Source organism: Pseudomonas sp. F007 (assembly GCF_057814275.1).
The window spans coordinates 196,836-219,828 of the sequence record NZ_JBVATA010000007.1; the positions used below are offsets into that span (position 1 = coordinate 196,836).

Consider the following 22,993-nt stretch of genomic DNA (forward strand, 5'->3'; position numbering starts at 1 on the left):
GTGCTGGCGCTGCCGTCCGCGGTGATGGCGGCCGAGCCTGTGGCAGCGGTGGCCGCGCCTGCGGTCGGCAGCGGCGTGGCCGGTCAGTTGACCCAGCTGGTGCTGGGTTTGCTGCTGGTGCTGGGGCTGATCTTTTTCCTCGCCTGGTTGCTGCGTCGGGTGCAACAGGCCGGGCCGGCGGGCAAGGGCCAGGTCATCGAGCTGATCGGCTCGCGCGCCCTCGGCCCGCGTGATCGGCTGGTGCTGGTGCAGGTCGGCAACGAGCAGGTGCTGCTGGGACTGACCCCGGGCACCATCACGGCGCTGCACGTGCTCAAGGAGCCGGTGCAGGTGCCGAGCACCGAGCAGGCCACCCCGGAGTTTGCCCAGCGCCTGATGGAGCTTTTGGGCAAGGACAAGGATAAGAAGTAATGCCTGTGCGTTTCCTCCTGAGCCTGCTGCTGATGCTCGCCGCGCCCCTGGCGCTGGCGGCCGATCCGCTGTCGATCCCGGCCATCACCCTCGGTACCAATGCCGAGGGCGCGCAGGAATATTCGGTCAGCCTGCAGATCCTGCTGATCATGACCGCGCTGAGTTTCATCCCGGCGTTCGTCATGCTGATGACCAGCTTCACCCGGATCATCATCGTCTTCTCCATTCTGCGTCAGGCCCTGGGCCTGCAGCAGACGCCGTCGAACCAGATCCTCACCGGCATGGCGCTGTTCCTGACCCTGTTCATCATGGCGCCGGTGTTCGACCGGGTGAACCAGGATGCGCTGCAACCCTATCTGGCGGAGAAACTCACCGCCCAGGATGCGGTGGCCAAGGCCCAGGTGCCGATCAAGGACTTCATGCTGGCCCAGACCCGCAGCAGCGATCTGGAGCTGTTCATGCGCCTGTCCAAGCGCACCGACATTGCCTCGCCGGACCAGGCGCCGTTGACCATCCTGGTCCCGGCGTTCGTCACCTCGGAGCTGAAAACCGCGTTCCAGATCGGTTTCATGATCTTCATCCCGTTCCTGATCATCGACCTGGTGGTCGCCAGTGTGCTGATGGCGATGGGCATGATGATGCTGTCGCCGCTGATCATTTCGCTGCCGTTCAAGATCATGCTGTTTGTGCTGGTGGATGGCTGGGCGCTGATCATCGGCACCCTGGCCGGGAGTTTCGGCGGTGTTTAGCGCGAGTGGCCCGATATGACCCCTGAAGTAGCCGTCGACCTGTTTCGTGAAGCGCTGTGGCTGACCACTATCATGGTCGCCGTGCTGGTGGTGCCGAGCCTGTTGGTGGGGTTGCTGGTGGCGATGTTCCAGGCTGCCACCCAGATCAACGAACAGACCCTGAGTTTCCTGCCGCGCCTGTTGGTGATGCTGGTGACCCTGATTGTCGCCGGCCCGTGGCTGGTGCAAACCTTCATGGAATACATCCTGCGCCTGTACGGCAGTATTCCGCAGTTGATCGGCTGAGCCATGTCGTTGCTGGCGCTGACCGACGCGCAGATCAGTACCTGGGTCGCCAGCTTCATGCTGCCGCTGTTCCGGGTCGGCGCGGTGCTGATGACCATGCCGATCTTCGGTACGAGCCTGGTGCCCACGCGTATCCGCCTGTATTTCGCCCTGGCAATCACCGTGGTGATCACGCCGAACTTGCCGCCGATGCCCACCGTCAACGCACTGGACCTCAGTGGCCTGCTGCTGATTGCCGAACAGGTGCTGATCGGCGGTTTGCTGGGCTTTTCCCTGCAGCTGTTTTTCCAGGCCTTCGTGGTCGCCGGGCAGATCATTTCGATCCAGATGGGCATGGGCTTCGCCTCGATGGTCGACCCGACCAACGGGGTCTCGGCGGCGGTGATCGGGCAGTTCCTGACCATGCTGGTGACCTTGCTGTTCCTCGGCATGAACGGTCATCTGGTGGTGTTCGAGGTGCTGACCGAGAGCTTCACCACCTTGCCGGTGGGCAGCGCGATGCTGGTCAATCACTTCTGGGATGTGGCCAACAAGCTTGGCTGGGTGCTCGGCGCGGCGATGTTGCTGGTGTTGCCGGCGATCACCGCGCTGCTGGTGGTCAACATTGCCTTCGGCATCATGACCCGCGCGGCGCCGCAGTTGAACATCTTCTCCATCGGCTTCCCGCTGACCCTGGTGCTGGGCCTGGTGATTTTCTGGGTCAGCCTCGGCGACATTCTCAATCAGTACCAACCGCTGGCCACCGAGGCCTTGCAGTTGCTGCGTGATATGGCACAGGCGCGCTGAGTCATGGCCGAGAGCGAGAGCGGTCAGGACAAGACCGAAGAACCCACCGAGAAAAAGAAAAAGGACGCTCGCGAGAAGGGCGAGATTGCCCGCTCCAAGGAGCTCAACACCCTGGCGGTGATGCTCGCTGGAGCAGGGGGCTTGCTGATCTATGGCGGTGGTCTGGCGCAGGATTTACTCGAAGTCATGCGCCTGAATTTTTCCCTGCCCCGCGAAGTACTACTCAGCCCCGGCGCCATGGGCCAGTACCTGCTGCATTCCGGCAAGATCGCGATCATCGCCGTGCAGCCGGTGCTGATCACCTTGCTGCTGGCGGCGCTGATCGGCCCGATTTCCCTCGGCGGCTGGCTGTTCGCCGGCAGCAGCCTGGCGCCCAAATTCAGCCGGATGAACCCGGCAAACGGCATCAAGCGGATGTTCTCCTCGACCGCGGTGATTGAGCTGCTCAAGGCGTTGGCCAAGTTCCTGTTGATCCTGTTCGTCGCACTGACGGTGCTCAAGTCGGACATCGACGACCTGCTGCGCATCGCCCATGAACCGCTGGAACAGGCGATTATCCACAGCGTCCAGCTGGTGGGCTGGAGCACCCTGTGGATGGCCTGCGGGTTGATCCTGATTGCGGCGGTGGACGTGCCGGTGCAGCTGTACCAGAGCCACAAAAAGCTGATGATGACCAAGCAGGAAATCCGCGACGAGCACAAGGACCAGGAGGGGCGTCCGGAGGTCAAGCAGCGTATCCGCCAGCTGCAGCGCGAGATGTCCCAGCGTCGGATGATGGCGGCCATCCCCGACGCCGACGTGGTCATCACCAACCCGACTCACTACGCCGTGGCCCTCAAGTACGACCCGGACAAAGGCGGCGCACCGATGCTGATCGCCAAGGGCAGCGACTTCCTCGCCCTGAAAATCCGTGAGATTGCGGTCAGCAACAATGTGCTGTTGCTGGAGTCACCGGCGCTGGCGCGGTCGATCTACTACTCCACCGAGTTGGATCAGGAGATTCCCGGTGGGTTGTATCTGGCGGTGGCGCAGGTGCTGGCGTATGTCTACCAGATCCGTCAGTTCCGGGCGGGTAAGGGCAAGCGGCCGGAGCCGTTTAATGATGATGTGCCGATTCCGCCGGAGTTGCGGCGGGATGATTGAACGTTAATTTTCGAAGTGATCTTTTCTGATTTTTATTCCTATCTCGCGAATTTTATCCATGTGTGAGCGCTCAGCGCTCAGGAGTTTGTCCCGGTATTGGCTCGCCATCCATTTCATGTGTATTTTTTCTATTCGATTGATGTTTGGCAAATTTGATCCGGCGGCAGTGTAATCAAGGCGTTTCCAGTTGATTTTAAAGTTGTCTGGTGTGCTTGTATTTAGATCTTCTATGTGATTTAACATGGCCTTGAAGCGTTGTGAGTAAGCTGCCGTAAACGCTGCGTCGGGCTCCGAACTTTACCCGTCGGTAATGAATTTGAAGTCCCGGTTTTTATGATGAGAGTTGTATAGTTTATTAACTATATTTACTTCGGCGCGCTTGGTAAGTGACTGTAACTTGTCAATGGCGGCATATGCCTCATTGATGGTTACGCCAGGCTTTATTTTGTATGCCTCGCGTGTGTCTTCGAACGGGTGCTGTCCCAAGCCGTAAGCTAAGCCGGTTTTTCTTGTGGTGTTCTTTACGACTCGTCTGCCTAATATTTTAAGCTTTGCTATTGGACGTATTATGGATATTGGAGCTCGTCCACTTTGGTCTGAGCTGTTTATTGGATCCCCCAAGCAATATATATATGAATTAATCCCACCCTTTCCAAAAGGACTCCAGCTGTCCGGACTGTTGAATCTCATCAAAACCGGATTAAACGCCCGATACCCATACCCCAACAAATAATGTCCGGTCAGCGGATCCGGTCGTTCGCCATTGAATCCCAGCAGGCTCAGCAATCCACCCAGCGTCGGGCGATGACCGTAAGGCGAATAGGCAATGGGTTGTGGCGCAACACCTTGCTTCATGGTGTTCAACACCGAGCGCTGTAGATCAGTTGCCAGCAGCAGGGTGTCGGTCGAGTTGCCGTCACGTTTTTGTTCGGCCAGAAGCAAATCGTCGTGCTGAATGATGGAGTGCCCTAGCGTGCCGTGGATTTCGGTCGCCAGACGGCTTTTGCAGTAGAACCGTTGGTGGGTAGGGGCGTTCGGCTGATGCTGGTTGATCAGGCGATCGAGGGCGTCGTAGTTGTAGCGGCATAGCGTGGCGTGGGTGGGTTGCATCGCGATCGCTCCGCAGTCTTTTGAGGATGCTTGAGTATCGGTCGGGTGATCGCTGTAGGGTACTAGCAGAACTGATAGTTTGGCCAGGTACAGAATCCACCTTGTAGGAGCCTGCTCCGGGCGGCGTTCCGACGATGTTGGCGCGGCAGGTAGCGTGGATGTTTGTCGCGCAAGCGTCTGGTATGCGACGGATGTGGCGACGCGCCGATGCTGATCGCCAAGGGCAGCGACTTCGTCGCCCTGAAAATCCGCGAAATCGCGGTCAGCAACAATGTGCTGTTGCTTGAGTCACCGGCCCTGGCGCGTCGATCTACTATTCCACCGAGTTGGATCAGGAGATTCCGGGTGGATTGTATCTGGCGGTGGCGCAGGTGCTGGCGTATGTCTATCAGATCCGTCAGTTCCGGGCGGGTAAGGGCAAGCGGCCGGAGCCGTTCAAGGATGATGTGCCGATTCCGCCGGAGTTGCGGCGGGATTTGTTGTAATGGAGGTATCAACGGTTCTTGGGCGGTTTGAATACCTCTTTTCGGATCCCAAGCGCTTCATTCTTGAGGGCTTGTGCAGTTGGGTCGGTAATTGATTTCATTCTTCTGGAGTATGGGATCGATAGCTGTTCATTATGTCCATATATAAAAGAGAGGCGACCTAAGACATTATTGCCTGTGTGGTAGAAAGAGTTTACTTCTTCAAATAATGGTCGGAATGATGCTATTTCATCTTGTGCTAGAAGTCGAGTGGTTTGAAAATTTGAACCGCCGTTATGTGCTTGTGTGCGATCTAAAAAATCAAATACAGTATGGCTTCTGGTGTCGGTCTCTCGAAACGTTTTGTATGTCGAATGTAGTAGGGTTTCTTTTGGTTTGTAGGGTTCGTCGAATGAAAATGCAAGCCTGGAATCTTCGCTCAGAACCTTCAGGCGCGCGTTATTATTCAGCTTGCGTGCACTGTCTTTGAGTTCGATGATCTTGCGGAGTGCGTCGGATCCTTCTTTGCTGGTATATCCTCTCTTTGTTTTCAAAGGAGGGTCAAAATATTTGATGGGGCCAATAGTTCTGGATCTTGGGCCTATGATTCGAGCGATCCATCGTGGGATATGGCCGGTAGGGTCAGTTTTGCCTATTGGATCTCCTAAGCAGTATGAATAAGGATTCAATCCGCCACCGCCAAACGGACTCAAAATGTCTGGGCAGTGGAATCTCATCAACACCGGATTAAACGCCCGATACCCATTCCCCAACAAATAATGCCCGGTCAGCGGATCCGGTCGTTCGCCATTGAATCCCAGCAGGCTTAGCAATCCACCCAGCGCCGGGCGATGACCGTAGGGCGAATAGGCGATGGGGTGTGGCGCAGCACCTTGCTTCAGGGTATGCAGCACCGAGCGCTGTAGATCGGTGGCCAGCAGAGTGGTGTCGATGGAGCTCCCCTCACGTCTTTGCTCGGCCAGAAGTAGGTCGTCATGCTGGATGATCGAATGCCCTAGCGTGCCGTGAATTTCGGTCGCCAGGCGGCTTTTGCAGTAGAAGCGTTGGTGAGTGGCGGCGTTCGGCTGATGTTGGTAAATCAGGCGATCCAGGGCGTCGTAGTTGTACTTGCATAACGGGGTACGGGTGGATCGCATCGCGATTGCTCCGCAGTCTTGTGGGGATGCTTGAGTATCGGTCGGGTGATCGCTGATGGGAACTAGCAGAACTGATAGTTTCGCCGGTCTCTGTGGCACAGAATCCACGTTGTAGGAGCGAGCCTGCTCCGGCCGGCGTTCCGACGATGGTGGTGGGGCAGTTGGTGGGGATTTTGGCTGTGCTGACGCTTTCGCGAGCAGGCTCGCTCCTACAGGTTCGGCGGTGTTCTGTTCTTACCATGTAGGCGTGAGCCTGCTCCGGGCAGCGTTCCGACGATGGCGGTGGAGCAGTTGGCAGGGGGGGGTGGCTGTGCTGGCGCTTTCGCGAGCAGGCTCGCTCCCACAATTCAGCGCGCTCGCGGTGTCTGTTGCAGGGGCTGAATTTCCCACTAGGCAAAAGTTGGACAGCTTTTTGCAGTAGCCGCTCTGCGCCGGCTTCTGGCGTCAAAAGTTTGCTTCAAAGGAACGGGGAATACCGGTGGATCGCTCTCAACTCATCAACAGCGCGCGCAGCAACGTGGCGGACCTCAGCCGGGGCAATCTGGGTGTGCCGTTGCTGCTGTTGATCATGCTGGCAATGATGATGTTGCCGATCCCGCCGTTCCTGCTCGACGTGTTTTTCACCTTCAACATCGCCCTGTCGATCGTCGTGCTGCTGGTCTGCGTGTACGCCTTGCGGCCGCTGGATTTCGCGGTGTTCCCGACGATTCTGCTGGTGGCCACCTTGCTGCGCCTGGCGCTGAACGTGGCGTCAACGCGAGTGGTGATGCTCCACGGTCAGGACGGTCATGCCGCGGCGGGCAAGGTGATCCAGGCCTTCGGTGAGGTGGTGATCGGCGGTAACTACGTGGTCGGTATCGTGGTCTTTGCGATCCTGATGATCATCAACTTCGTGGTGGTGACCAAAGGCGCCGGGCGGATTTCCGAGGTCAGCGCGCGGTTCACCCTCGATGCGATGCCCGGCAAACAGATGGCGATCGACGCCGACCTCAACGCCGGCCTGATCGACCAGAACCAGGCCAAGGCCCGGCGTTCGGAAGTCGCCCAGGAAGCCGAGTTCTACGGTTCGATGGACGGTGCCAGCAAGTTCGTGCGCGGTGACGCCATCGCCGGCCTGCTGATTCTGTTCATCAACCTGATCGGCGGCATGGCGGTGGGGATCTTCCAGCACGGCATGACCTTCGGCGACGCCGGCAAGGTCTATGCGCTGCTGACCATCGGTGACGGTTTGGTGGCGCAATTGCCATCACTGCTGTTGTCCACTGCTGCGGCGATCATGGTGACCCGTGCTTCGGGCTCCGAGGACATGGGCAAGCAGATCAACCGGCAGATGTTTGCCTCGCCCAAGGCGCTGGCGGTGTCGGCGGCGTTGATGGCGATCATGGGTATCGTCCCGGGCATGCCGCATTTTGCGTTCCTCAGCATGGCCGCCATTGCTGCCGGCGGTGCCTACCTGTTCTGGAAGAAGCAGAACGGCGTCAAGGTCCAGGCCCTGGAAGAGGCCAAGCGTCAGCAGGAGCTGCTGCCATCGCCGGCGCGGGCCATGGAGACCAAGGAGCTGGGCTGGGACGACGTCACGCCGATCGACATGATCGGCCTGGAAGTCGGCTACCGCCTGATCCCGCTGGTGGATCGCAACCAGGGTGGGCAATTGCTGGCGCGGATCAAGGGGGTGCGCAAGAAGCTCTCCCAGGATCTGGGTTTCCTGATGCCCACCGTGCACATCCGCGACAACCTCGACCTGGCGCCCAGTGCCTATCGCCTGACCCTGATGGGGGTGATCCTCGCCGAAGCGGAGATCTACCCGGACCGCGAGCTGGCGATCAACCCCGGGCAGGTGTTCGGTACCCTCAATGGCATTACCGCCAAGGATCCGGCCTTTGGCCTGGAGGCGGTGTGGATCGAGGTCAGCCAGCGTTCCCAGGCGCAGTCGCTGGGCTACACCGTGGTCGATGCCAGTACCGTGGTAGCGACGCACTTGAACCAGATTCTGTACAAGCACTCCAGCGAACTGATCGGCCACGAAGAAGTCCAGCAACTCATGCAATTGCTGGCGAAAAGCTCGCCGAAGCTGGCGGAAGAGCTGGTGCCGGGTGTGCTCTCGCTGTCGCAACTGCTCAAGGTGTTGCAGGCGTTGCTGGCGGAGCAGGTGCCGGTGCGCGACATCCGCAGCATTGCCGAGGCCATCGCGAACAATGCCGCCAAGAGTCAAGATACCGCCGCTTTGGTCGCCGCCGTGCGCGTTGGCCTGTCTCGCGCTATCGTGCAAAGCATTGTAGGCACTGAGTCCGAGCTGCCTGTGATCACCTTGGAGCCAAGGTTGGAACAAATATTGCTCAACAGTATTCAGAAGGCAGGGCAAGGCGCCGATGAGAGCGTCTTGCTGGAGCCGAGCATGGCCGAGAAGCTGCAGCGTTCGTTGATCGACGCCGCGCAGCGTCAGGAAATGCAAGGTCACCCGGTGATTCTGTTGGTAGCCAGTCCCGTACGCGCGATGCTCTCGCGCTTCGGGCGTCTCGCAGTCCCGGGGTTGCACGTGTTGGCGTATCAGGAGATACCCGACAACAAGCAGGTGACCATCGTTGCGACAGTAGGGCCCAACGGCTGAGGTAGTGGTTTATGCAAGTTAAGCGTTTTTTCGCCGCCGATATGCGTCAGGCCATGAAACTGGTTCGTGATGAGCTGGGCGCCGATGCCGCGATCATCGGTAACCGCCGGATCGCCGGCGGTGTCGAGCTGATGGCTGCCCTCGATTACAAACTCTCGGCGCTGGCGCCGCGGGTGCCGAACGTCGAGCTCGAAGATGAGCTGCGCAAGACCCAGTCGCGGATCGTCACCGCCCAGGCCGAACTGAGCCTGCGTGGCGAAGGCGAAGCCGGCCCGCATGCCAGTCGCCAACTGTTCGCCGGCTTGCCGCTGACTGCTGCCGAGCCGCTGATCGAGCCGACGCTGTCCGAGCCACCACGCCCGGCACCAGCCCCCGCCCCGGCGGCGAGCATCGATCCACGGGCCTACGACGCCATGCGCTCGGAGCTCAATGGCTTGCGCGAACTGCTGGAAGTGCAACTCGGTTCGCTGGCCTGGAACCAGCTGCAAGGCCGCCATCCGCAGCAGGCCAACCTCTGGCGTCGCCTGCAGCGCATAGGCTTGTCCGGCCCGCTGTCGCGCGACCTGCTGGAGCTGACGACCAGTATTGAAGACCCCCGCCAGGCCTGGCGCATGCTGCTGGCGCACCTGGCGCGGATGATCCAGACCCCTGAGGTCGAGCCGCTGGAAGAGGGCGGGGTGATTGCCATGGTCGGCCCGGCCGGCATGGGCAAGACCACCACCCTGGCCAAGCTGGCGGCGCGCTACGTGCTCAAGTACGGCTCGCAGAACATTGCCCTGGTGAGCATGGACAGCTACCGCATCGGCGCCCAGGAACAACTCAAGACCCTGGGACGGATTCTCAACGTCTCGGTGACCCACCTGGATCCCGGTCAATCGCTGGCCCAGGCCCTAGAGCCGGTGCTGCGCAAGCGCGTGGTGCTGATCGACACCGCCGGCCTGCAGGCCAGCGACCCGGCGCTGCGCATGCAGCTGGAAAGCCTTGCCGGGCGCGGGATCAAATCGAAGAATTATCTGGTCCTGGCCACCACGAGCCAGAAGCAGGTGTTGACCGCCGCCTATCACAGTTACAAGCGCTGCGGGCTGGCTGGCTGCATCCTGACTAAACTGGACGAGACGGCCAACCTGGGCGAAGTGTTGAGCCTGGCAATCAGTCATGAATTGCCGGTCGCCTATCTGACCGATGGACCGCGGATCCCGGACGATCTGCACTTGCCGCGCCGGCACCAATTGGTGAGCCGTGCGGTCAGTGTACAAATGCAGGAAGAACCCAGCGAAGAAGCCATGGCTGATATGTTCGCTGACCTCTACCACAGTCCTGCCCAACGGGTTGGCTGAGGTATTAATGACTAGATTTGTATCTACATCGATGGCCTGCCATGCATTGTTCGCCCGCGAACGCGCAGCCAGTCATGTAGCCCGCGTCTAAGCAAGACAAGGTATAGAAAGCACATGGGCAGCATGCATCCCGTACAGGTGATCGCGGTGACCGGCGGCAAGGGTGGCGTCGGTAAGACTAACGTTTCAGTGAACTTGTCCCTGGCTCTGGCAGAGCTCGGGCGGCGCGTCATGCTGCTGGACGCCGACCTGGGTCTGGCGAACGTCGACGTCCTGCTGGGGCTGACGCCCAAGCGCACCCTGGCCGACGTGATCGAGGGCCGCTGCGAACTGCGCGACGTGTTGCTGCAGGGGCCTGGCGGGATTCGCATCGTGCCGGCCGCTTCCGGCACCCAGAGCATGGTGCACCTGAGCCCGGCGCAGCACGCGGGCCTGATCCAGGCCTTCAGCGACATCGGTGACAACCTCGACGTGCTGGTGATCGACACCGCTGCTGGCATCGGCGAATCGGTGGTCAGCTTCGTCCGCGCGGCTCAGGAAGTGCTGCTGGTGGTCTGCGACGAACCGACCTCGATCACCGATGCCTACGCCCTGATCAAGCTGCTCAACCGTGACTACGGGATGAATCGTTTCCGCGTGCTGGCCAACATGGCGCAGAGCCCGCAGGAGGGACGCAACCTGTTCGCCAAGTTGACCAAGGTCACGGATCGCTTCCTGGATGTCGCCCTACAATACGTCGGTGCGGTGCCGTACGACGAAAGCGTGCGCAAGGCCGTACAGAAGCAGCGCGCGGTGTACGAAGCGTTCCCGCGTTCCAAGTGCGCCCTGGCTTTCCGGGCCATCGCGCAGAAAGTCGATACCTGGCCATTGCCTGCCAATCCGCGCGGGCATCTGGAGTTTTTTGTCGAGCGTCTGGTGCAACAAACCGCGGGTCCGGTGCTATGACCGCGAGCGGTTACAACCTGTACAAGCAGTCGGCGCGTGACGCGCAGTACGAGCTGATCGAGCGTTACGCGCCACTGGTAAAACGTATTGCCTACCACCTGCTGGCGCGTTTGCCGGCCAGCGTTCAGGTCGAGGACCTGATCCAGGCGGGGATGATTGGCCTGCTGGAAGTGTCGACCAAGTACGACGCCAGCAAGGGCGCCAGTTTCGAGACCTATGCCGGGATTCGTATTCGGGGCGCGATGCTCGACGAAGTCCGCAAAGGGGACTGGGCGCCACGCTCGGTCCACCGCAATACCCGTATGGTCAGTGATGCGATTCGCACAATTGAAGCTAAAACCGGACGTGACGCTAAAGATCACGAGGTTGCGGCCGAACTCCAATTGAGTCTCGATGATTACTACGGGATTTTGAATGACACCTTGGGCAGTCGCCTGTTCAGCTTCGACGACCTGTTGCAGGACGGCGAGCATGAAGGGCTGCATGAGGATGGCGCGAGTGCTCATCAAGAGCCGTCGCGCGACCTGGAAGACGAGCGCTTCCAGGCAGCGTTGGCGGACGCGATTGCCAATTTGCCGGAGCGTGAGCGACTGGTGTTGGCGCTGTACTACGACGAAGAGCTGAACCTCAAGGAAATCGGCGAGGTACTGGGGGTCAGCGAGTCGCGGGTCAGCCAGTTACACAGCCAGTGCGCGGCCCGTTTGCGGGGGCGTTTGGGAGAGTGGCGAGCGCGCTGACAGCAGTGTGGGGACACTGCGTACGACAGTGGGGCGGCGACAAGCCGGTCCGCTGCTCATCCGTTGTGCTCCATACCGTGGTCGAGTGCTCTGCCTGATTGATTGAATGGCGTGCCCAGGTGCTGGGCGCGTTTAAGACTGCTTGGAGGTCGAATTGGACAAGAACATGAAAATCCTCATCGTTGATGACTTCTCAACGATGCGGCGGATCATCAAGAACCTGTTGCGTGACCTCGGTTTCACCAACACGGTCGAGGCAGACGACGGCAATACCGCCATTCCTCTGCTCAACAGCGGCAGCATCGACTTTCTGGTCACGGACTGGAACATGCCTGGCATGACCGGCATCGACCTGCTGCGCCACGTGCGCGCCGACGAAAAACTCAAGCACTTGCCGGTGCTGATGGTGACTGCCGAAGCCAAGCGCGAGCAGATCATCGAAGCCGCCCAGGCCGGGGTAAACGGCTATGTGGTCAAGCCGTTCACGGCGCAGGCGTTGAAAGAGAAGATCGAGAAAATCTTCGAACGCATCGGTTGATGATTGGCGCCACGGGGGAGCTATGGAACTACAGGAAACATCACAGGGCGATTTCGAGTCGACCCTGAAAAAACACGCGGTCGAACTGGTCGAAAGCCTTGAGAAAGGCAAGTTCGGCGACGCGGTGCAATTGATCCATGAGCTCAACCAGACCCGTGACCGCGGCCTGTACCAGGAAGTCGGCAAGCTCACCCGTGAGCTGCACAGCGCGATCGTCAATTTCCAGATCGATCCGCACATGCCGCAAGCCGAGGAGGTCTCGCAGATCACCGACGCCACCGAGCGCCTGGGCTATGTGGTCAAGCTGACCGAAGCCGCAGCGAACCGCACCATGGACCTGGTGGAAAACGCCACGCCGCTGGTCAATGGCCTGAGCACCGACGCCCAGGCCCTGAGCGCCGACTGGGGACGTTTCATGCGCCGGGAAATCGGCGCCGAAGAGTTCCGCGAGCTGGCTCGCCGGGTCGACGGTTTCCTGACCCGCAGCGCGACCGAGACCCAGATGGTTTCAAGCAACCTCAACGACATTCTGCTGGCCCAGGATTACCAGGACCTGACCGGTCAGGTGATAAAGCGCGTGACCCAACTGGTCACCGAAGTGGAGAGCAATCTGCTCAAGTTGGTGCTGATGGCCAGCCAGGTCGACCGCTTCGCCGGCATCGAACATGACCGCGCAGCGATCCTTGCCGAAAAAAATCCGCAAAAACATACGGCGCAGGGTGAAGGTCCGCAGATTCATGCCGATAAACGTGAAGACGTGATGTCCGGTCAGGACGATGTCGACGATTTGCTTTCGAGCCTGGGTTTCTAGGTTCAGACCTTTTTTAGGAGCACCCATTCATGAGCTTCGGCGCCGATGAAGAAATCCTTCAGGATTTTCTGGTTGAGGCCGGCGAAATTCTCGAGCAACTGTCCGAGCAACTGGTCGAGCTGGAAAGCCGACCGGATGACGCGGATTTGCTCAATGCCATTTTTCGCGGTTTCCACACTGTAAAAGGAGGCGCCGGCTTCCTCCAGCTCAACGAACTGGTGGAGTGCTGCCACATCGCCGAGAACGTGTTCGACATCCTGCGCAAGGGTGAGCGACGCGTCGACTCGGAGCTGATGGACGTGGTCCTGGAAGCACTGGATGCGGTCAACGGCATGTTCGGCGAAGTGCGTGAGCGCGCGCCGATCACCGCTGCCACCCCTGAGCTGCTGGCCGCCCTGGCGCGCCTGGCGGAACCGCAGTCGGCGGATCAAGTGGCGCCGGTCGCGGCTGAGCCGGTGCCGGCCAGCGATTCGGGTGACATCACCGACAATGAATTCGAACTGCTGCTCGACTCGCTGAACGCGGTCAAGGAGCAGGCCGAAGCAGCCCCTGCGCCGGTCGTGGAAGCGGCCAGCGGCAGCGATGAAATCACCGACGCCGAGTTCGAGTCGCTGCTCGATCAACTGCACGGCAAGGGTCAGTTCGCCGTCGATTCCCTGGTCTCGGCGGCGCAGCCTGCAGAACCGGCACCCGCGGCTGCGGCGGTTGAAAGCAACGAAATTACCGACGACGAATTTGAAGCCCTGCTCGACCAGTTGCACGGCAAGGGCCAGTTTGCAGTTGACGCGCTGGAGTCGGCGATTGCTTCGGTGCCGGCGCCAGTGCAAGCGCAAGCGTCGGCCGTCGGTAGCGATCTGATTTCCGATCACGAGTTCGAATCCCTGCTCGACGAATTGCACGGCAAGGGCAAGTTCTCGCCCGAGGTCGGCACTGCCGAGTCCTCGGTGGCCAGCGCTCCGGTGGCGGCACCTGTGGCCAAGCCGGTCGCGGCCGTCAGCGAAGCCAAGGCGCCGGCGCCGAAGCCGGCACCGGCCCGGGCTGCGGCGCCGGCGCCAGCGGAAAAACCGGCGAGCGAGGCCGAGACCACCGTGCGGGTCGACACCGCGCGCCTCGACGAAATCATGAACATGGTCGGCGAGCTGGTGCTGGTACGTAACCGCCTGGTGCGCCTGGGGCTCAACAGCGGCGACGAGGCCATGTCCAAGGCGGTGTCGAACCTCGACGTGGTTACCGCCGACCTGCAGACCGCGGTGATGAAAACCCGGATGCAGCCGATCAAGAAGGTCTTCGGGCGTTTCCCTCGACTGGTTCGCGACCTCGCGCGTCAGCTCAAGAAAGAGATCAACCTGGAGTTGGTCGGCGAAGACACCGACCTCGACAAGAACCTGGTCGAAGCCCTGGCCGACCCGCTGGTGCACTTGGTGCGCAACGCGGTCGACCACGGCATCGAGTCGCCGGAAGAACGTGAAGCTTCGGGCAAGTCCCGGGGCGGCAAGGTGGTGCTGGCGGCCGAGCAGGAAGGCGACCATATCCTGCTGTCGATTTCCGACGACGGCAAAGGCATGGACCCCAACGTCCTGCGCGCCATCGCGGTGAAACGCGGGGTGATGGACAAGGATGCGGCTGATCGCCTCAGCGACACCGAGTGCTACAACCTGATTTTCGCCCCGGGGTTCTCGACCAAGACCGAGATTTCCGACGTCTCCGGCCGAGGCGTCGGCATGGACGTGGTGAAGACCAAGATCTCCCAGCTCAACGGCTCGATCAACATCTACTCGGCCAAGGGCCAGGGTTCGAAGATCGTCATCAAGGTGCCGTTGACCCTGGCGATCATGCCGACCCTGATGGTCATGCTCGGCAACCAGGCGTTCGCCTTCCCGCTGGTCAACGTCAACGAAATCTTCCACCTCGACCTGTCGCGCACCAACGTGGTCGACGGCCAGGAAGTGGTGATCGTGCGCGACAAGGCGTTGCCGCTGTTTTACCTCAAGCGCTGGCTGGTCAGCTCCGCCGCTCATGAAGAGCAGCGCGAAGGCCATGTTGTGATCCTTTCGGTGGGCACGCAGCGGATCGGCTTTGTCGTCGATCAGTTGGTGGGCCAGGAAGAAGTGGTCATCAAGCCGTTGGGCAAAATGCTCCAGGGAACGCCGGGCATGTCGGGCGCCACCATTACCGGTGACGGTCGCATCGCGTTGATTCTCGATGTTCCGAGCATGCTCAAGCGTTACGCCGCACGGCGGATTTGATTCTGGCATCGCGGGGCAGCCCATGCCCCGCGGCGTCTAATGGAGTGTTTATGGCAGTCAAAGTCCTGGTGGTGGATGATTCCGGTTTTTTCCGCCGCCGCGTCTCGGAAATCCTTTCGGCAGACCCGAATATCCAGGTGGTCGGTACCGCGACCAATGGTAAAGAGGCGATCGATCAGGCGCTGGCCCTCAAGCCCGACGTGATCACCATGGACTACGAGATGCCGATGATGGATGGCATCACCGCAGTGCGGCACATCATGCAGCGCTGCCCGACCCCGGTCTTGATGTTCTCCTCGCTGACTCATGAAGGCGCGCGGGTGACCCTCGATGCGCTGGACGCGGGGGCGGTGGATTTCCTGCCGAAGAATTTCGAAGACATCTCGCGCAACCCGGAGAAGGTCAAGCAACTGCTGTGCGAAAAGGTCCACAGCATTTCCCGCAGTAACCGTCGGATCAGTGCCTATCGGGCACCGAGTGCGCCTGTTGCCGCGCCGGCTCCAGTTCCGACTCCCGCAAGCAGCTTTTCCCACAGCCCGGTCGCGCCACGTCCGACGCCGACGCCTGTTGTCGCACCTGTGCCTAGCCGTGCAGCCGCGCCGAGCCCGGCGTCGCCGGCCCCCAAGCGCAAGGCCTACAAGTTGGTGGCCATTGGCACCTCCACCGGCGGCCCGGTTGCCCTGCAGCGGGTGCTGACCCAACTGCCAGCCAACTTTCCGGCGCCGATCGTGCTGGTCCAGCACATGCCGGCAGCCTTCACCAAGGCGTTCGCCGAACGTCTGGACAAGCTGTGCCGGATCAGCGTCAAGGAAGCCGAGGACGGCGATATCCTGCGGCCCGGCCTGGCGCTGCTGGCGCCGGGTGGCAAGCAACTGATGATCGACGGCCGGGGCGCGGTGAAAATCCTGCCGGGTGACGAGCGTTTGAACTACAAGCCGTGCGTGGATATCACCTTCGGTTCGGCGGCCAAATCCTACGGCGACAAAGTTCTGGCGGTGGTCCTCACCGGCATGGGCGCCGACGGTCGTGAAGGCGCGCGCCTGCTCAAGCAGAGCGGCAGTGCAATCTGGGCCCAGGATGAAGCGAGCTGCGTGATCTACGGCATGCCGATGGCCATCGTCAAAGCCAACCTGGCGGACGCGGTGTATGACCTCGACGTGATCGGCAAGCACCTGGTCGAGGCCTGCCTCTGATGGACGTGCTCAGCCTGATCGGCATCATCATGGCGTTTGTCGCGATTATTGGCGGCAACTACCTCGAAGGCGGCCATCTTGGCGCCCTGGCCAATGGTCCGGCGGCCTTGATCGTGCTTGGCGGGACCATCGGCGCGGCATTGTTGCAGTCGCCGATGAGCGCCTTCAAACGAGCGATGCAGATTCTCACGTGGATCCTGTTCCCGCCGCGGGTCGACCTGGCTGGCGGCATCGACCGGGTCGTCAGCTGGAGCCTCACGGCGCGCAAGGAAGGCTTGCTGGGGCTCGAAGGCGTGGCCGATGTCGAGCCCGACAGCTACTCGCGCAAGGGTTTGCAGTTGCTGGTCGACGGCGCCGAGCCGGAAGCCATCCGCAGCATCCTCGAAGTGGATTTCTACACCCAGGAAAGCCGCGACATCGAAGCCGCCAAGGTCTTTGAAAGCATGGGCGGCTACGCGCCGACCATCGGCATCATCGGCGCCGTCATGGGCCTGATCCACGTCATGGGCAACCTGGCCGATCCGACGCAACTGGGCAGCGGCATTGCCGTGGCCTTCGTCGCCACCATCTACGGGGTGGCCAGCGCCAACCTGGTGCTGCTGCCGATTGCCAGCAAGCTCAAGGCGATCGCCCTGCGCCAGTCGCGTTACCGCGAAATGCTGCTCGAGGGGATTCTGTCGATTGCCGAAGGGGAAAACCCGCGGTCCATCGAGTTGAAGCTCCAGGGCTTCATGGATTGATGGGGAGCATGGACCATGGCACGTCGTCGCCACGTTGAAGAACACGTCAATCATGAACGCTGGCTGGTGTCCTACGCCGACTTCATCACCTTGCTGTTCGCTTTTTTCGTGGTGATGTACTCCATTTCCTCGATCAACGAAGGCAAGTACAAGGTCATTTCCGAAGCGTTGATCGGGGTGTTCACCGACTCCGACCGCGCCCTCAAGCCGATCCCCATCGGCGACGAACGGCCGCAGACCGTGACCCCGGCCAAGCCGCTGGTCAAGGATGCCGAGCAGATCGACGCCGGCATCGCCCAGGCGGCCAATGACCCGCTCAAGCGCATTGCCGATGACATCAGCGCCGCCTTTGGCGATCTGATCAGCGCCAACCAGATGACCATTCGCGGCAACGAGCTGTGGGTCGAGATCGAGCTCAACTCCAGCCTGTTGTTTGGCAGCGGCGACGCCATGCCCAGCGACATCGCGTTCAACATCATCGACAAGGTCGGGGCGATTCTCAAACCCTTCGACAACCCGATCCATGTCGAAGGCTTCACCGACGATCAACCGATCCGCACCGCGCAGTACCCGACCAACTGGGAGCTGTCCTCGGCGCGTTCGGCGAGCATCGTGCGCATGCTCGCGATGCAGGGCGTCAACCCGCAGCGCCTGGCGTCGGTGGGTTATGGCGAGTTCCAGCCGGTGGCCAATAACGCCACGGCCGAAGGGCGCGCGCGCAATCGGCGGGTGGTGCTGGTGGTGTCGCGCAATCTCGATGTACGCCGTAGCCTGACCGGTACCGGCACCGCCAATGCACAACCGGACGCGGCGTTGAAGCGCGCTGGCACACAAACTGCACCAGCGCCTGTCAAATCGCCGGGAAGTGCGAGCGCCGTCAATTCCCCGTCACCCGGCTTGTCACGATGAGCTATGTCTCGGTTGCCCCGTACGACCGGGAGGAACGATCCGCATGAGAGTCTGGGCTGTTGCCAATCAAAAGGGTGGTGTTGGTAAAACCACTTCCTCCATCGCTTTAGCCGGCTTGCTGGCCGAGGCGGGCAAGCGCGTGGTGGTGGTCGATCTCGACCCCCACGGCTCGATGACCAGCTACTTCGGTTACGACCCGGACAGCCTGGAACACAGTTGCTACGACCTGTTCCTGCATGGCGGCAACGTGCCCCAGGGCCTGCCGGGGCAGTTGCTGTTGTCGACCAGTGACGAACGTATTTCCCTGCTGCCGTCGAGCACCGCACTGGCCACGCTCGAGCGTCAATCGCCGGGCAAGAGTGGCCTGGGCCTGGTGATCGCCAAGAGCCTGGCGCAACTGTGGCAGGATTTCGATTACGCGCTGATCGACAGCCCGCCGCTGCTCGGCGTGCTGATGGTCAATGCCTTGGCGGCCAGCCAGCAGTTGGTGATCCCGGTGCAGACCGAGCACCTGGCGGTCAAGGGCCTGGAGCGCATGGTCAATACCCTGGCGATGATCAACCACTCGCGCAAGCAGCCATTGCCGTTCAGCATCGTGCCGACCTTGTTCGACCGTCGTACCCAGGCCTCGATCGGCACCTTGCGGGTGCTGCGCGACATGTACCCGGACGACATCTGGCAGGGCTTCATCCCGGTCGATACCCGTCTGCGTGATGCCAGCCGGGCCGGTCTGACGCCTTCGCAGTTCGACGGCAAGAGTCGTGGAGTGTTGGCCTACCGTTCATTGCTCAAGCATTTGCTGGCCCAGCAACTTGCGCCGCAGGTGGCCTGAAGATGAATCGTCCGCTGAAAACCACTTCGCGCCCGCAATTGGCGCTGCAATCCTATCTGGATGCCTTGCTGCAGGACGCGACTGAAGAGCCGTTGAGCGAGGAAGTCGAGGTCATCGAGGCGCCCGAGGCACTGGATGAGTTCCAGGCGGCGATGCTCGAGGAGCAGGCGCGGGATGCGCAGATACCGGTTGAGGTGATTGCCGAGATCGAGCTGCCGGTTGAAGTGCCTGAAGAACGGGTCGTGCCGATTCCGGCGCTACCGTTGCAGGCGTTGGTCGAGCCGATTGCCGACGTACACATCCCGCCGAGCAGCACGCCACCGCCGCAGGACGACGATGGCCGTCCGAGCTGGGCTGCCGAGCCGTTCGAATGCCTGCTGTTCGATGTCGCCGGGCTGACCCTGGCGGTGCCGCTGGTGTGCCTGGGGTCGATCTATCCGCTGGCCGGGCATGAGCTGACACCCTTGTTCGGCCAGCCCGAGTGGTTCCTCGGCATCCTGCCGAGCCAGGCCGGCAACCTCAAGGTGCTGGACACCGCGCGCTGGGTGATGCCCGATCGTTACCGCGACGACTTCCGCCAGGGCCTGCAATACGTGATCTCGGTCCAGGGCTACGAATGGGGGCTGGCGGTGCATCAGGTCAGCCGTTCGTTGCGCCTGTGCCCCAACGAAATCAAATGGCGCAGTCATCGCGGACAACGGCCGTGGCTGGCCGGCACGGTGATCGAACACATGTGCGCCTTGCTCGATGTCGCGCAACTGGCCGAGTTGATCGCCAGCGGCGGGGCCAAACACCTGGGTGCGCGCAAATCGCTGCACTCGCTTACCTAATAAAGCACTGGCCGCACACGCGGTGGCCAGGCAGAACACACACCGCCAGCGGCGGTTTTTTTCGAGGGGATCAGGGTATGAATGATAAGGCGTCGTCTGCAAAGGGTTCCGAAGATCCGATCCTGCAATGGGTAACCTTCAAGCTGGACAATGAGACCTACGGCATCAACGTGATGCGTGTCCAGGAAGTCCTGCGCTACACCGAGATCGCCCCGGTTCCGGGCGCGCCAAGCTACGTACTGGGCATCATCAACCTGCGCGGCAACGTGGTCACCGTGATCGATACCCGTCAGCGCTTCGGCCTGATGAACGCCGAGATCAGCGACAACACCCGGATCGTGATCATCGAAGCCGACAAGCAAGTGGTCGGGATCATGGTCGACAGCGTGGCCGAAGTGGTTTACCTGCGTCAGTCGGAAATCGAGACCGCGCCGAACGTCGGTAATGATGAGTCGGCCAAGTTCATCCAGGGCGTGTGCAACAAGAATAACGAACTGCTGATCCTTGTCGAACTGGACAAGATGATGAGCGAAGAAGAATGGTCGGAACTGGAGAGTATCTGATTGATCCTCGAAGTCGCGGTGATTGTGCTGGCACTGCTCTGGATCAGCACCCTGGCGATGTTCCTGGCCTACACCCGCAAACAGCGCGAGCTGGGCGCGGCGCAGGCCCAGGGCGATGCCTTGCGTGATCAGCGGATCAAGGAACTGGCCCGCCGCGTCGACCACTACCAGGACGGCAGTGTGCGCATGGGCGAAGAACTGCTCGAGTTGCAGGCATTGGTCGAACCCTTGCCGGAAAAGATGAACCGCCTCGAACAACGCGACCCCACCAGCCTGTCCTTCGCCCAGGCCGCCCGCCTGGTGGGCATGGGCGCCAGCGTCGACGAACTGACCCACAGCTGCGGCCTGACCCAGGCTGAGGCGGAGTTGATGAGCAAGATGCATAAAGGTTGATTGCTCCGACGGCGGCGGGGCAAAACTTGTAAGAGCCGGCTTGCCAGCGAACCAGGCGCCTCGGTGTGTCAGGCCCGCCGCCTTCGCCGGCAAGCCAGCTCCTACAGATTTGCGGATGCCCCCGGATGTTGTAGCTACCCCGGAACCCTGTAGGAGCCGGCTTGCCGGCGAAGGCGTTATGTCAGGCATACCGTGGTGCCTGGTTCGCTGGCAAGCCAGCTCCTACAGGGCCTGTGCCGGAAGTTGTGAACGACTCCGAACCTGCTCGCTAAGGCGTCCTCCACAGCTCAATAATCCTCCCCACGCCCCGTCACATCCCGCTCCAGAATGTCGTCCCGCAATTCATACCCCACCGGAAACTTGCCCTTCAGCTTCCAGGCAAACGCAATGATTTCCGCAATGGTCCGATACAGCTCTTCGGGGATGCTGTCGCCCAGTTCCATGCGCGCCAACAAACGTACAAGCTCGGCGTTTTCGTAGATCGGCACCTCGTGCTCACGGGCGAGTTTGAGGATGGCTTCGGCCAGTTCGGCGTCGCCTTTGCCGGTGAGGGTCGGGGCGTGTTGGCCGTCGTATTTGAGGGCGATGGCCTGGCGTGGGGTATTGGATTCGTTCATGCGGTGTCGTCGACCCAGCGTTGTTCAAGGCGGGTTTGCGGGCCTTGGGGTGGTTTGCCGAGGTGGCAATCCAGTCCGCTGACATTCAGCCCGCAATCGTGGAGTTGGGCGCGCAGGCTGTCGAGGTTGTTTTCGATCAGGTTCGCGGTGTACGGGCGTTCGGCCCAGAGCTGGCCGGACAGGCTGCCGTGCAGCAGTTGCGCCTGCACTTGCAGCGGGCCCAGCGGCTCGAGATCGAAGGCCAGGTCGAGGCGCCACAGCGACTGCTTGACGGCTTGCTCGGCGGGTTTCTCCTGTTGCTCTCGGGACGGTGGATCCTCACGCTGCAACTTGATCTGCAACGGCACGATGTCGTGGGCATGGCGCATGGGGATTTCCAGCTGCCAGGTGGTTTGCAGGCGGCCGTCCTCGGTCATCCCGCTTTGTTCGAGGCTTGCCAGTTGATGGCTTTGCAGGCGCGAGACCGCTGCGGCAGCGAGGCGCAGCAGGTGTTCGAGGTCGCCTTCCTGCTCCAGGCTCTGCAGCAGTCGCGAGGGCAGGGGGAAGCCGCCCGGCGTCGGTTTGGCGCTGACCTGGCCGAGCATGCCGAGGGCGTTGCGCACGAAGCTCGGCAGCGCTTGGGCCATGGTGTTGGCGGCGATGGCGGCATTGAAGCTGGTGTTGGCCGGCAGGCCGGGGGCCAGTTGGGCGATCAGGCGCAGCAGGTTGCCTTTGGTGTCGTTTGCCGGCGCCTCGGTCAGCCCGGCCAGCAGTTTGCTTTCAAGAAATACGCCGCTGTTGGCCAGGGCCAGGGCCAGGACCTTGGGGTTGCTCAGGTGGCGCGCCTCGGGCAGGCCGGCGAGCAGGGTCTCGACAGCCGCCCGCACCGAGGCGGTCTGGCTGTCGGCGGGAAGGTTCTGCAGGGTCTTGAGCAAACCCTCCAGCGAGCCTTGGCGGCTTTGCTGGGTCTGCAACTGCTGGGCAATCGCCAATTGTTCCGAACGACTGCTCATGGGCACGAAGCTGAGGGTGTCCGCGTCCTGCACCAGGGCGCTGAGCAGCGTACCGATGCGCAGTGGCTGGGCGCTGTCGAGGGTCAGGGTGCTGCCGCTGAGGACGGTGTTCAGCAGGCTGACCATCGAGCGATAAACCGGCGGTTGTCCGGGTGCCTGCGGCAGCGCCTGGTTGGTCAACACCTTGCCCTGCAGCAGCGTGCCAACCGGCAGTTGTGATGTGTCGAGGCGGGTGAGGGCGGCGGTGTTGCTGGCGAGGGCCTGTTGCAGGGTGACTGCCAGGTTGCCGGCCGAGGGCTGGGTGATGGCCAGGCTGGTCCCCAGCGCCAATGGCAGACTACTGGTGGCGGACACCGTGGTCTGGCGCCCGCCGGCCAGGGTTATCTTCAGCAGCAGCTGGAATACCTGCTGTTCCTGGCGCAGCGACAGCACTTCAGCCTTGGCGCTTTGTCCCGGGGCAATCAGGCCATCGATCGGGGTCTGCAGCTTGAGCACTTCGCCACCCGCCGGCGGGCGCGGCAAAGCCGTGGCCGGAGCGGGCAGGGGGGGAAGGTTGATCTCACCGGTCATCAGGTCACACCCTGTCGAAATTGCCCT

At 61.4% G+C, this 22,993-nt stretch carries 23 protein-coding genes and 1 pseudogene; 20 read left to right on the forward strand and 4 right to left on the reverse strand.

Annotated features, from left to right (window positions below):
• The first annotated feature begins 24 nt into the window (after positions 1-24).
• Genes fliO through flhB form a run of 5 tightly spaced genes read left to right on the forward strand, consistent with a single transcriptional unit; the run spans position 25 to position 3,374 of the window.
• Positions 25-411: a flagellar biosynthetic protein FliO gene (gene fliO, locus ACZYR5_RS18745; protein ID WP_489091224.1), complete on the forward strand. Its 387-nt coding sequence runs from the start codon at positions 25-27 to the stop codon at positions 409-411.
• On the forward strand, positions 411-1,160 hold the full coding sequence (gene fliP / locus ACZYR5_RS18750) for a flagellar type III secretion system pore protein FliP (protein ID WP_489090981.1): 750 nt from the start codon (positions 411-413) through the stop codon (positions 1,158-1,160). Before fliO ends, fliP begins: the two co-directional genes overlap by 1 nt.
• Positions 1,161-1,175: 15 nt before the next feature.
• Positions 1,176-1,445 carry a flagellar biosynthesis protein FliQ gene (fliQ, locus tag ACZYR5_RS18755; RefSeq protein WP_489090982.1) on the forward strand — a complete coding sequence of 90 codons (270 nt, stop codon included), beginning with the start codon at positions 1,176-1,178 and terminating at the stop codon, positions 1,443-1,445.
• Between the two features lie 3 nt (positions 1,446-1,448).
• On the forward strand, positions 1,449-2,231 hold the full coding sequence (gene fliR, locus ACZYR5_RS18760) for a flagellar biosynthetic protein FliR (RefSeq protein ID WP_489090983.1): 783 nt from the start codon (positions 1,449-1,451) through the stop codon (positions 2,229-2,231).
• A 3-nt stretch (positions 2,232-2,234) separates the two neighbouring features.
• Positions 2,235-3,374 carry a flagellar biosynthesis protein FlhB gene (flhB, locus tag ACZYR5_RS18765; RefSeq protein ID WP_489090984.1) on the forward strand — a complete coding sequence of 380 codons (1,140 nt, stop codon included), beginning with the start codon at positions 2,235-2,237 and terminating at the stop codon, positions 3,372-3,374.
• A 297-nt stretch (positions 3,375-3,671) separates the two neighbouring features.
• Here the strand turns inward: flhB and ACZYR5_RS18770 are convergent, their stop codons facing one another.
• On the reverse strand, positions 3,672-4,484 hold the full coding sequence (locus ACZYR5_RS18770) for an RHS repeat-associated core domain-containing protein (RefSeq protein ID WP_489090985.1): 813 nt from the start codon (positions 4,482-4,484) through the stop codon (positions 3,672-3,674).
• Between the two features lie 195 nt (positions 4,485-4,679).
• Between ACZYR5_RS18770 and ACZYR5_RS18775 the strand changes: the two are divergent.
• Positions 4,680-4,969, forward strand: a pseudogene (locus tag ACZYR5_RS18775) (EscU/YscU/HrcU family type III secretion system export apparatus switch protein); the annotation flags it as partial.
• An 8-nt stretch (positions 4,970-4,977) separates the two neighbouring features.
• On the opposite strand, the gene ACZYR5_RS18780 reads toward ACZYR5_RS18775, so the two are convergent.
• A complete protein-coding gene (locus tag ACZYR5_RS18780; protein ID WP_489090986.1) occupies positions 4,978-6,105 on the reverse strand; it encodes an RHS repeat-associated core domain-containing protein in 1,128 nt (375 codons plus the stop codon).
• 478 nt (positions 6,106-6,583) lie between these two features.
• Between ACZYR5_RS18780 and flhA the strand changes: the two genes are divergently transcribed.
• The 14 genes from flhA (at position 6,584) to ACZYR5_RS18850 (ending at position 20,787) form a co-directional block, all read left to right on the forward strand.
• Positions 6,584-8,713, forward strand: a complete 2,130-nt coding sequence (gene flhA, locus ACZYR5_RS18785; RefSeq protein ID WP_489090987.1) for a flagellar biosynthesis protein FlhA — start codon at positions 6,584-6,586, stop codon at positions 8,711-8,713.
• Between the two features lie 11 nt (positions 8,714-8,724).
• Positions 8,725-10,050: a flagellar biosynthesis GTPase FlhF gene (gene flhF / locus ACZYR5_RS18790; protein ID WP_489090988.1), complete on the forward strand. Its 1,326-nt coding sequence runs from the start codon at positions 8,725-8,727 to the stop codon at positions 10,048-10,050.
• A gap of 114 nt (positions 10,051-10,164) precedes the next feature.
• Positions 10,165-10,995 (forward strand): flagellar synthesis regulator FleN, encoded by an 831-nt coding sequence (gene fleN / locus ACZYR5_RS18795; protein WP_027621027.1) that lies wholly within the window; start codon positions 10,165-10,167, stop codon positions 10,993-10,995.
• Positions 10,992-11,732: an RNA polymerase sigma factor FliA gene (gene fliA / locus ACZYR5_RS18800; RefSeq protein WP_027621028.1), complete on the forward strand. Its 741-nt coding sequence runs from the start codon at positions 10,992-10,994 to the stop codon at positions 11,730-11,732. Before fleN ends, fliA begins: the two co-directional genes overlap by 4 nt.
• A gap of 166 nt (positions 11,733-11,898) precedes the next feature.
• A complete protein-coding gene (locus tag ACZYR5_RS18805; RefSeq protein WP_489090989.1) occupies positions 11,899-12,270 on the forward strand; it encodes a chemotaxis response regulator CheY in 372 nt (123 codons plus the stop codon).
• A gap of 22 nt (positions 12,271-12,292) precedes the next feature.
• On the forward strand, positions 12,293-13,081 hold the full coding sequence (locus tag ACZYR5_RS18810; protein WP_489090990.1) for a protein phosphatase CheZ: 789 nt from the start codon (positions 12,293-12,295) through the stop codon (positions 13,079-13,081).
• A gap of 29 nt (positions 13,082-13,110) precedes the next feature.
• Complete coding sequence (locus ACZYR5_RS18815) at positions 13,111-15,327, forward strand: chemotaxis protein CheA (RefSeq protein ID WP_489090991.1); 2,217 nt, start codon at positions 13,111-13,113, stop codon at positions 15,325-15,327.
• 50 nt (positions 15,328-15,377) lie between these two features.
• Positions 15,378-16,520, forward strand: a complete 1,143-nt coding sequence (locus ACZYR5_RS18820; protein ID WP_489090992.1) for a protein-glutamate methylesterase/protein-glutamine glutaminase — start codon at positions 15,378-15,380, stop codon at positions 16,518-16,520.
• Positions 16,520-17,260, forward strand: coding sequence for a flagellar motor protein (locus ACZYR5_RS18825; RefSeq protein ID WP_489090993.1), 741 nt, complete (start codon positions 16,520-16,522; stop codon positions 17,258-17,260). Before ACZYR5_RS18820 ends, ACZYR5_RS18825 begins: the two co-directional genes overlap by 1 nt.
• A 15-nt stretch (positions 17,261-17,275) precedes the next feature.
• Positions 17,276-18,169, forward strand: a complete 894-nt coding sequence (gene motD / locus ACZYR5_RS18830) for a flagellar motor protein MotD (protein WP_489090994.1) — start codon at positions 17,276-17,278, stop codon at positions 18,167-18,169.
• A 43-nt stretch (positions 18,170-18,212) separates the two neighbouring features.
• The gene (locus ACZYR5_RS18835; protein WP_489090995.1) at positions 18,213-19,001 is read left to right on the forward strand and encodes a ParA family protein; all 789 of its coding nucleotides are present in this window, start codon (positions 18,213-18,215) and stop codon (positions 18,999-19,001) included.
• Between the two features lie 2 nt (positions 19,002-19,003).
• Positions 19,004-19,831, forward strand: a complete 828-nt coding sequence (locus tag ACZYR5_RS18840; protein WP_489090996.1) for a CheW domain-containing protein — start codon at positions 19,004-19,006, stop codon at positions 19,829-19,831.
• Positions 19,832-19,908: 77 nt separating this feature from the next.
• Positions 19,909-20,394, forward strand: a complete 486-nt coding sequence (locus ACZYR5_RS18845) for a chemotaxis protein CheW (protein WP_027621037.1) — start codon at positions 19,909-19,911, stop codon at positions 20,392-20,394.
• The gene (locus tag ACZYR5_RS18850; protein ID WP_489090997.1) at positions 20,395-20,787 is read left to right on the forward strand and encodes a DUF2802 domain-containing protein; all 393 of its coding nucleotides are present in this window, start codon (positions 20,395-20,397) and stop codon (positions 20,785-20,787) included. It abuts the gene before it with no gap.
• A gap of 287 nt (positions 20,788-21,074) precedes the next feature.
• Here ACZYR5_RS18850 and ACZYR5_RS18855 read toward each other — a convergent pair whose 3' ends face one another.
• Positions 21,075-21,404 (reverse strand): EscU/YscU/HrcU family type III secretion system export apparatus switch protein, encoded by a 330-nt coding sequence (locus ACZYR5_RS18855; RefSeq protein WP_489090998.1) that lies wholly within the window; start codon positions 21,402-21,404, stop codon positions 21,075-21,077.
• Positions 21,401-22,966, reverse strand: a complete 1,566-nt coding sequence (fliK, locus tag ACZYR5_RS18860) for a flagellar hook-length control protein FliK (protein WP_489090999.1) — start codon at positions 22,964-22,966, stop codon at positions 21,401-21,403. Before fliK ends, ACZYR5_RS18855 begins: the two co-directional genes overlap by 4 nt.
• Between the last annotated feature and the right edge of the window lie 27 nt (positions 22,967-22,993).

What these genes read in the sequence shown, in the direction of transcription:
- flhF (WP_489090988.1), top strand. Translation starts at nt 8,725, where the DNA reads ATGCAAGTTAAGCGTTTTTTCGCCGCCGATATGCGTCAGGCCATGAAA.
- ACZYR5_RS18810 (WP_489090990.1), top strand. Translation starts at nt 12,293, where the DNA reads ATGGAACTACAGGAAACATCACAGGGCGATTTCGAGTCGACCCTGAAA.
- fleN (WP_027621027.1), top strand. Translation starts at nt 10,165, where the DNA reads ATGGGCAGCATGCATCCCGTACAGGTGATCGCGGTGACCGGCGGCAAG.
- ACZYR5_RS18780 (WP_489090986.1), bottom strand. Translation starts at nt 6,105, where the DNA reads ATGCGATCCACCCGTACCCCGTTATGCAAGTACAACTACGACGCCCTG.
- ACZYR5_RS18805 (WP_489090989.1), top strand. Translation starts at nt 11,899, where the DNA reads ATGAAAATCCTCATCGTTGATGACTTCTCAACGATGCGGCGGATCATC.
- ACZYR5_RS18840 (WP_489090996.1), top strand. Translation starts at nt 19,004, where the DNA reads ATGAATCGTCCGCTGAAAACCACTTCGCGCCCGCAATTGGCGCTGCAA.
- ACZYR5_RS18855 (WP_489090998.1), bottom strand. Translation starts at nt 21,404, where the DNA reads ATGAACGAATCCAATACCCCACGCCAGGCCATCGCCCTCAAATACGAC.
- fliO (WP_489091224.1), top strand. Translation starts at nt 25, where the DNA reads ATGGCGGCCGAGCCTGTGGCAGCGGTGGCCGCGCCTGCGGTCGGCAGC.
- fliK (WP_489090999.1), bottom strand. Translation starts at nt 22,966, where the DNA reads ATGACCGGTGAGATCAACCTTCCCCCCCTGCCCGCTCCGGCCACGGCT.
- ACZYR5_RS18835 (WP_489090995.1), top strand. Translation starts at nt 18,213, where the DNA reads ATGAGAGTCTGGGCTGTTGCCAATCAAAAGGGTGGTGTTGGTAAAACC.
- fliP (WP_489090981.1), top strand. Translation starts at nt 411, where the DNA reads ATGCCTGTGCGTTTCCTCCTGAGCCTGCTGCTGATGCTCGCCGCGCCC.
- ACZYR5_RS18815 (WP_489090991.1), top strand. Translation starts at nt 13,111, where the DNA reads ATGAGCTTCGGCGCCGATGAAGAAATCCTTCAGGATTTTCTGGTTGAG.
- ACZYR5_RS18845 (WP_027621037.1), top strand. Translation starts at nt 19,909, where the DNA reads ATGAATGATAAGGCGTCGTCTGCAAAGGGTTCCGAAGATCCGATCCTG.
- fliQ (WP_489090982.1), top strand. Translation starts at nt 1,176, where the DNA reads ATGACCCCTGAAGTAGCCGTCGACCTGTTTCGTGAAGCGCTGTGGCTG.
- motD (WP_489090994.1), top strand. Translation starts at nt 17,276, where the DNA reads ATGGCACGTCGTCGCCACGTTGAAGAACACGTCAATCATGAACGCTGG.
- fliA (WP_027621028.1), top strand. Translation starts at nt 10,992, where the DNA reads ATGACCGCGAGCGGTTACAACCTGTACAAGCAGTCGGCGCGTGACGCG.
- ACZYR5_RS18820 (WP_489090992.1), top strand. Translation starts at nt 15,378, where the DNA reads ATGGCAGTCAAAGTCCTGGTGGTGGATGATTCCGGTTTTTTCCGCCGC.
- ACZYR5_RS18770 (WP_489090985.1), bottom strand. Translation starts at nt 4,484, where the DNA reads ATGCAACCCACCCACGCCACGCTATGCCGCTACAACTACGACGCCCTC.
- ACZYR5_RS18825 (WP_489090993.1), top strand. Translation starts at nt 16,520, where the DNA reads ATGGACGTGCTCAGCCTGATCGGCATCATCATGGCGTTTGTCGCGATT.
- fliR (WP_489090983.1), top strand. Translation starts at nt 1,449, where the DNA reads ATGTCGTTGCTGGCGCTGACCGACGCGCAGATCAGTACCTGGGTCGCC.
- flhB (WP_489090984.1), top strand. Translation starts at nt 2,235, where the DNA reads ATGGCCGAGAGCGAGAGCGGTCAGGACAAGACCGAAGAACCCACCGAG.